This window comes from Roseofilum acuticapitatum BLCC-M154, assembly GCF_030068475.1.
In the GTDB taxonomy this organism is placed as follows: domain Bacteria; phylum Cyanobacteriota; class Cyanobacteriia; order Cyanobacteriales; family Desertifilaceae; genus Roseofilum; species Roseofilum acuticapitatum.
Map to the genome: position 1 here is coordinate 1 of NZ_JAQOSP010000029.1, position 6857 is coordinate 6857.

Below are 6857 nucleotides of genomic sequence, written 5' to 3' on the forward strand. Positions count from 1 at the left end.
TGTAGTTAAACCAGCACCCGACATGGTTTGACATACACCGTACATAGTTAAGCCTACTCCTGATGTAGTTAAACCCACTCCCGATGTAGTTAAACCAGCACCCGACATGGTTTGACCTACACCCGACATAGTTAAGCCCACTCCTGATGTAGTTAAACCCACTCCCGATGTAGTTAAACCAACACCAGACATGGTTTGACCTACACCGGACATAGTTAAGCCTACTCCTGATGTAGTTAAACCCACTCCCGATGTAGTTAAACCAACACCAGACATGGTTTGACCTACACCCGACATAGTTAAGCCCACTCCTGATGTAGTTAAACCCACTCCCGATGTGGTTAAGCCAACACCAGACATGGTTTGACCTACACCCGACATGGTTAAGCCCACTCCTGATGTAGTTAAACCAACACCCGATGTGGTTAAGCCAACACCAGACATGGTTTGTCCTACACCCGACATGGTTAAGCCCACTCCTGATGTAGTTAAACCAACGCCAGAGGTGGTCATTCCAACACCCGAAGTGGTCAAACCAACACCCGAAGTGGTCAAACCAACGCCAGAGGTGGTCAAACCAACGCCAGAGGTGGTCATTCCAACTCCTGAAGTGGTCATTCCAACTCCTGAAGTGGTCATTCCAACTCCTGAAGTGGTCATTCCAACTCCTGAAGTGGTCATTCCAACTCCTGAAGTGGTCATTCCAACTCCTGAAGTGGTCATCCCAACGCCAGAGGTGGTCATCCCTGCTCCCGAAGTGGTCATCCCTGCTCCCGAAGTGGTCAAGCCCGCTCCTGACTCCGTTTGAACCGATGCTGCTGGAGCAGCCCATTTACCGACTCCAGAGGGAAAAACATAGGAACTAATAGCTTGGGCAGTTTCAGAACCGAAGACAGAACCCGCTAGGCGTTTGGCTTCTGCTTCCCGTGCGAGTTGATAAAGTTCATCGGCTTCAGTGGTTTTACGGCCAGGTGGATCGAGGGTGAGAAGTTGATCTCCACTGCCTAGAGCTTTGTCCCAGCTTACGGTCATAAAGCGGTCTTCTACCCAGTCGGAGGGATAGATGGGGGGAATGGTGACGGGAGAGGAGCGTGCCAGAATTAACCAGCGACCATCAGCACAGCGATAACCAATATCAACGACATAGATGCGATCGCTAATGGGAATGGGAATATACCATTCTCTGGCTAATTCATCACAGGGATATTCCTGCATACTATGGGGACTTTCATAGTTGATGTTGAGATCGGTAACATCGTAGATTCGTAGTGCTAATTGTTGCCCGCCCTGAATGCGTAATTGTTGTTTTTGCTCATTATCAATATCCCAGTAAGCATAAGCCCATTGAGGGTCACGAGGCATGAGGACAATGCAAGGCTGACCATAACCATTGGGTAAATCCGTTAACCCCTCATCTACAGAGGCGAGAACTTTTTGGTTAAAGGAGTTTCCCATTTCAAACTTTGCCGCTCCTACTGTTTCTTGAGCATCTGTTGGTTCTGTCTGTATATGGTTATTCATGGATGTATCAGTAGAGTTTTGGGCTTTTATAATCGCTTCCAGGAGTTCGGACTTACGCATCCGGCTATAACGGTGAATTTGGTATTCACTGGCAACCTTACGCAACTGTCGTAAGGTCATCTCAGATAAGGGTGGACGTTTATTGCTCATCAACAGGCTCTCCTTCCTTAATGTCTTCATCCTTAGCTCAAGGGTTGAGCTTGGGGATCAATTGCTTAATATATTGCAAAAAAAAATAGGGGATAGCAAGGGTTGAGTCCGTCTGTTTTAGGTATTTTGACGCGATCTCAGCTCTTTACCCTCTTTTATGTCATGATTCGATAACTTTTTTACCCCTGAGATCAAAAAAAGTCATAAAGATGTGACATTGTGAAGGGATCGACAAATAGCTAATGAGTGAATACCATACTCAAGAGACAAAGTGATTTATAGGCCCAGCCCCATCAGTCATAATGTTTTAATGTCTAATTTCTAATTGATATGACTTCTACAGCTAGTAAACACGGTCTTATTAGTCGCGTTCTGTCTCCCGCTCTACAACTTTGGCTAAAATCCCAAGCAGAAGAGATCGAGGATCTACATCTGAGTATTGATGCGGGCGATCGCCAAATTCTATCAGGACTCATCCCTCACGTCACCATTCAAGCCAGTCAAGCCACCTACCAGGGACTCCACCTCAGTCAAATTCACCTCAGAGCCAAAACCATTCACACCAACTTGCCCCAAGTCCTGCGACGTAAACCCCTACGTCTCCTTGAACCCATCCTTGTCACAGGGCAACTGCAAATTACAGCCCAACAACTGAGAGACTCTCTCTCACCAGAAGGGCTACTCTCTCAAGGACTCAATGAATTTTTGCGAGAATTGCTTAAAGCCAGTAGAGCAGATAGCCATGGAGAACCCGATCGCCTCCTCAACATTTCTACCCCCCAATGGCACACCATTACCCTAGGTGATGGTCAACTCACCCTTAGCGCCACCTGGCCCCAACCCCAAAATCCTCAAGCCAACTTGAAAATACATGCCGGTCTAGAACTGATCGATAGCCATAAATTGCGCTTTCATCCCCTAACCCTTCAAGCACCGGCTGGACTATTTCCCAAGCCCTTAAACACTCTCGAAATTGATTTAGGGACAGAAGTCACCCTAGAACAGATGCAGATCAGTCCTGAAAAAGTTTTTTGTATGGGCCAAATTACGGTTTTGCCCTAACTGCCTGAAGATAATACGGGTAAAACTAAAGTCACAAAATAATACACTAATGGTGCAGTAAATACATAACTATCTGCTCGATCTAGAATGCCTCCATGACCAGGAATCAGTTTTCCAGAATCTTTAACTCCGGCATCCCGTTTCATCATTGACTCCGTTAAATCTCCCAGCAAACTAGCAATACCAATCATTAAACCTAAGCTTAACCCCGTTAACTCCCAATAGGGCCACTCAAGCAAATGGGCCCCAGCACAGGCCACAAGAATACTACCAATCACACCACAAACCGCACCTTCAACGGTTTTCTTGGGACTAATTTCTGAAAGTCGAGTCCGTCCCCATAACTTACCAAAGGTATAAGCACCGATGTCGGCAGCCCAAATACAGACAAATGTTAGGATGGTTAACTTAAAACCAATGGGTAGCTCTTGCCAAAGTGGCCAATGATTGGGAAGAGCTAAAGTCCATTCCAAACTAGAAGCCTCGCCCATAGAGCGTAATCTGACCCAATAACTGGGTAAATAGCCACAATAAAATAAGCCTAAAATTGAAGCAGCAATATCGGCGATCGTGGCTAACTTCGGTTGAAAGAGTAAATAGAAACAAATTAACGTACCGGCTACCGGTACAATGGCATCGGCCAAAGAAGGAGAAATGGTACAGATAACCAACAAAATCTGGGTAATCACCAGGGTAGTTTTACCGGCTGGGAGAATGCCCTTAGCCCGCACCATCTGAAAATATTCGGATTGGCCGAGATAAACGATAATCCCAAATCCAAGAGTAAAATACCAGCCCCCTAAGAATGTGACTCCTAGGGCAATAGGAATTGCCACTACACCCGTGATTACACGAGTCCAAGGGAAGGCAGAGTTGGGTTGCTGAGGAGATAATAGAGAGTTTCCGGACATTAGTGAGGTTAAGAAGATTTAAGAAATCCTTTAGGACATTATAATCTATACGCCGGAATGAGGGACGGGGAGATGGAAAGATCTCAACCCGCTCACCCCAAATGAGTAAGGTCGTGATGGGGATATGACCGACCATGGGAAACGAGGGATATAGCAATATAAGGAAGTGTAAGAACACTTTCTGTTGCTTTTTTTGTTCCTTTTTCCCTGAAACTACAATCTTCTACATCCGTTCTAGCACCGATATCCCCAACAGAGATAAGCCTAGCTTTAAGGTCTTCGCCGTTAAGTTCGCCAAAACTAAGCGCGAAGTTTTATAAGGATCTTCTGCTTTTAGGATGGGACATTGATCGTAAAACTGATTGAATTTTTGACTGACTTCAAACAAGTAGCTACATAATCGATTGGGTAGTAAGTCTTGCTCAACTTGTTCCACAATATCGTTCATCTTGAGTAATAATCGAGCTAAGGATAGTTCTGCGGTTTCTGTCAAGCTTACTGTCGCTTCTGGAGGTAAGTTTTCTAAATCGATACCTCCTTGACGACTAATTCCCTGCACGCGCACATAGGCGTATAACAGATAAGGAGCTGTATTTCCTTTTAACGATAGCATTTTGTCATAGCTGAATCGGTAATTACTGGTTCGATTTTGGCTCAAATCAGCATACTTAACAGCACTCAATCCCACAATTTGAGAGACTTGTTGCTTAAATTCTTCTGTTTCCGTCCGCTCTTCTGAAATGAGTCTTTGGTCTAAATCTTGACGCGCTCTCAGAATAGCTTCATCTAATAAATCCCGTAATCTAATGGTTTCTCCTTCACGAGTTTTGAGTTTCTTACCGTCTTCTCCTTGCACTAATCCAAAGGGAACATGAATGACTTCTATGTGATCTGGAAGCCAACCGGCACGTTTGGCAACTTGGAAAACTTGGGCAAAATGATTGGATTGTCCTGCATCGGTGACATAAATGAGGCGATCGCCCCCATCCTGTTTAATCCGATACTGTAAGGCGGCTAAATCCGTAGTCGCATAGTTATAGCCTCCATCGGATTTTTTGACAATTAATGGCAGTGGATCGCCGTCTTTATTGGTAAACCCTTCCAGAAATACACAACTTGCACCCTCATTTTCTTCTAATAATCCCAAGTCTTCTAAATCCTGAACGACATTGGAGAGCATCTCATTATAAAAAGATTCTCCTCTTTCTGTAAGACGAATGTCCAGCCAATCATAAATCACTTGAAATGCTTGCCGGGATTGTTCACATAATAACTGCCAAGCTTTATAGCTCTGTTCATCTCCACTTTGCAATTTAACCACGGCTTGACGAGAGGTTTCTTTAAAATCTTCATCTTCGTCAAAGCGTTTTTTGGCTTGTTTATAGAAGGCAACTAAATCTCCTAACTCTAAAGCATTGGCTTTCGTCAGGGCTTCCGGATAGGCTTCTTGGAGATAGGTGATTAACATGCCAAACTGAGTTCCCCAGTCGCCTACATGATTAAGACGCAAAACCTTATGCCCCCGAAATTCTAAGATCCGAGCGATGGAATCCCCAATAATCGTGGAGCGCAAATGACCCACATGCATTTCTTTGGCAATGTTCGGACTGGAGAAATCTACAACTACAGTTTGAGGATGAGCAACTGGAGCCATGCCTAAGCGAGAATCTTGTTGGAGTTGAGAAACTTGCTGTTCTAGATAACTGGGTTTAAATCTGAGATTGATAAACCCTTGTTTGGCAATTTCTGGTGTTTCGTAGGCTTCTCCCAAGTCGAGATGATTGATTAAGGTTTGGGCAATATCTTGGGGTTTTTGTTTGAGTTTTTTAGCTAGGGAAAGAGCGATATTACACTGATAATCGCCAAATTGCGGATCGCTGGCAATGAAGACGAGGGGATCGGTATCGGCAAAATCATGGCCAAAGGCAGCAACGAGGGCGGCTGAAAATTGGGTTCTGAGGGTGTCTAAGGTTGAGTTCATGGTTGTATGATCGATGGCAAATGCTGACCTTACCCTAATTTCATACTTAAGTCTAGCCAGGACGATCGCGTAATGGGGGCACTGCTGGAAATATAGTCTACTCCGGTTTGGGCGATCGCTCGAATGGTTTCTAGGTTGACATTGCCAGAGGCTTCAATTTTAACTACATGAGACGCTTGGCGGATGATTTGCACAGCTTCGGTCATTAACTCAAGGCTCATATTATCAAGCATGATGATATCGGCTTGGTGTTCGAGTGCTTCTTGGACTTGAGTTAGGGTTTCGGTTTCCACTTCTATAGTCAGAGGGTAGGGCATCCGTTGACGAATTTGGGCGATCGCTTCCCCAATTCCCCCCGCAACTGCAATATGGTTGTCTTTGATCATCACAGCATCATCGAGTCCCATACGATGATTGACCGCTCCCCCAACTTGGGAGGCATATTTTTCTAAGATTCTTAAACCGGGTGTGGTTTTGCGAGTATCGACAAACTGAGTGGATAAGTCAGCAATGCGATCGACATATTCGCGGGTAGCAGTGGCAATACCGCTCAGTCGCATCGCCAAGTTGAGAGCGACTCGTTCACCCATGAGTAGGGACTCTAATGATCCTTTGAGTTTAGCGATCGGTTCTCCTGGACGACAAGCTTCTCCCTCTGAGAGCAAGGGAATGAGTTCAGTATTGGCATCAAGGAGTTGGAATACTCGGTTGGCGATCGGTAAACCGGCTACTCTACCAAATGCTTTCGCCGTCCACTGACCCTCGATAGGCTGCTTTGAGGTCAGGTTTAAGCCTTGGGTGGTGCGATCTCCTCGACCAATATCCTCCATCAACCAATCCTTGAGCCAACCATCTAAACCAAGAGTAACAGGCATCAATACTGTTGAACTCATAAGCAACTCCCTCTATCCATGTAGAAAACCTCTATTTCCCTAAAATCGCTCATTTTTTTCGATCCTGTCAAGCCTTACATATCAAAGGTTGTAGCGTTTATCTAAAAAAAATATCAGATTTTTTTCAAAAATAGGGTTGACAAGGAAGGGGAAGATTGGCTATATTCGTATTTGTGCTTGAGAGGACGGCAGCGAACAGCTGACCCCCAATCGAAGCCACCGAACCTAGAAAATTCTATAGTTTGAAAGCCTAAACTAAATGAGTTAGACCCTCGTTAGTGAATTGAACTGAAGCGCTCTCTTTAGGGAGAGAAGCTAAAGTTAATCAAGATGATAAGG

The 6857-nt window shown here is 45.0% G+C and carries 5 protein-coding genes; 1 reads left to right on the forward strand and 4 read right to left on the reverse strand.

The annotated features are described in order from the left end of the window. The coding region (locus tag PMG71_RS04285) for a DUF4912 domain-containing protein (RefSeq protein ID WP_283752408.1) at positions 1-1671 on the reverse strand (1671 nt) is incomplete at its 3' end. Positions 1672-2001: 330 nt separating this feature from the next. On the opposite strand from PMG71_RS04285, the gene PMG71_RS04290 reads away from it, so the two are divergent. After that, complete coding sequence (locus tag PMG71_RS04290) at positions 2002-2733, forward strand: LmeA family phospholipid-binding protein (RefSeq protein WP_283752409.1); 732 nt, start codon at positions 2002-2004, stop codon at positions 2731-2733. On the opposite strand, the gene PMG71_RS04295 is transcribed toward PMG71_RS04290, so the two are convergent. The 3 genes from PMG71_RS04295 to nadC all read right to left on the reverse strand — a co-directional run bounded on the left by PMG71_RS04295 (position 2730) and on the right by nadC (position 6518). Beyond that, positions 2730-3644, reverse strand: coding sequence for a phosphatidate cytidylyltransferase (locus PMG71_RS04295; RefSeq protein ID WP_283752410.1), 915 nt, complete (start codon positions 3642-3644; stop codon positions 2730-2732). The two genes, PMG71_RS04290 and PMG71_RS04295, sit on opposite strands and share 4 nt — an antisense overlap. A 223-nt stretch (positions 3645-3867) precedes the next feature. Further along, positions 3868-5625, reverse strand: a complete 1758-nt coding sequence (argS, locus tag PMG71_RS04300; RefSeq protein WP_283752411.1) for an arginine--tRNA ligase — start codon at positions 5623-5625, stop codon at positions 3868-3870. 29 nt (positions 5626-5654) lie between these two features. Beyond that, entirely contained in the window at positions 5655-6518 is an 864-nt protein-coding gene (gene nadC, locus PMG71_RS04305; protein ID WP_283752412.1) for a carboxylating nicotinate-nucleotide diphosphorylase, read from the reverse strand. Between the last annotated feature and the right edge of the window lie 339 nt (positions 6519-6857).

Excerpts from the sequence above, each read along its gene's own strand:
- PMG71_RS04290 (WP_283752409.1), top strand. The coding sequence starts at position 2,002 with ATGACTTCTACAGCTAGTAAACACGGTCTTATTAGTCGCGTTCTGTCT.
- PMG71_RS04295 (WP_283752410.1), bottom strand. The coding sequence starts at position 3,644 with ATGTCCGGAAACTCTCTATTATCTCCTCAGCAACCCAACTCTGCCTTC.
- argS (WP_283752411.1), bottom strand. The coding sequence starts at position 5,625 with ATGAACTCAACCTTAGACACCCTCAGAACCCAATTTTCAGCCGCCCTC.
- nadC (WP_283752412.1), bottom strand. The coding sequence starts at position 6,518 with ATGAGTTCAACAGTATTGATGCCTGTTACTCTTGGTTTAGATGGTTGG.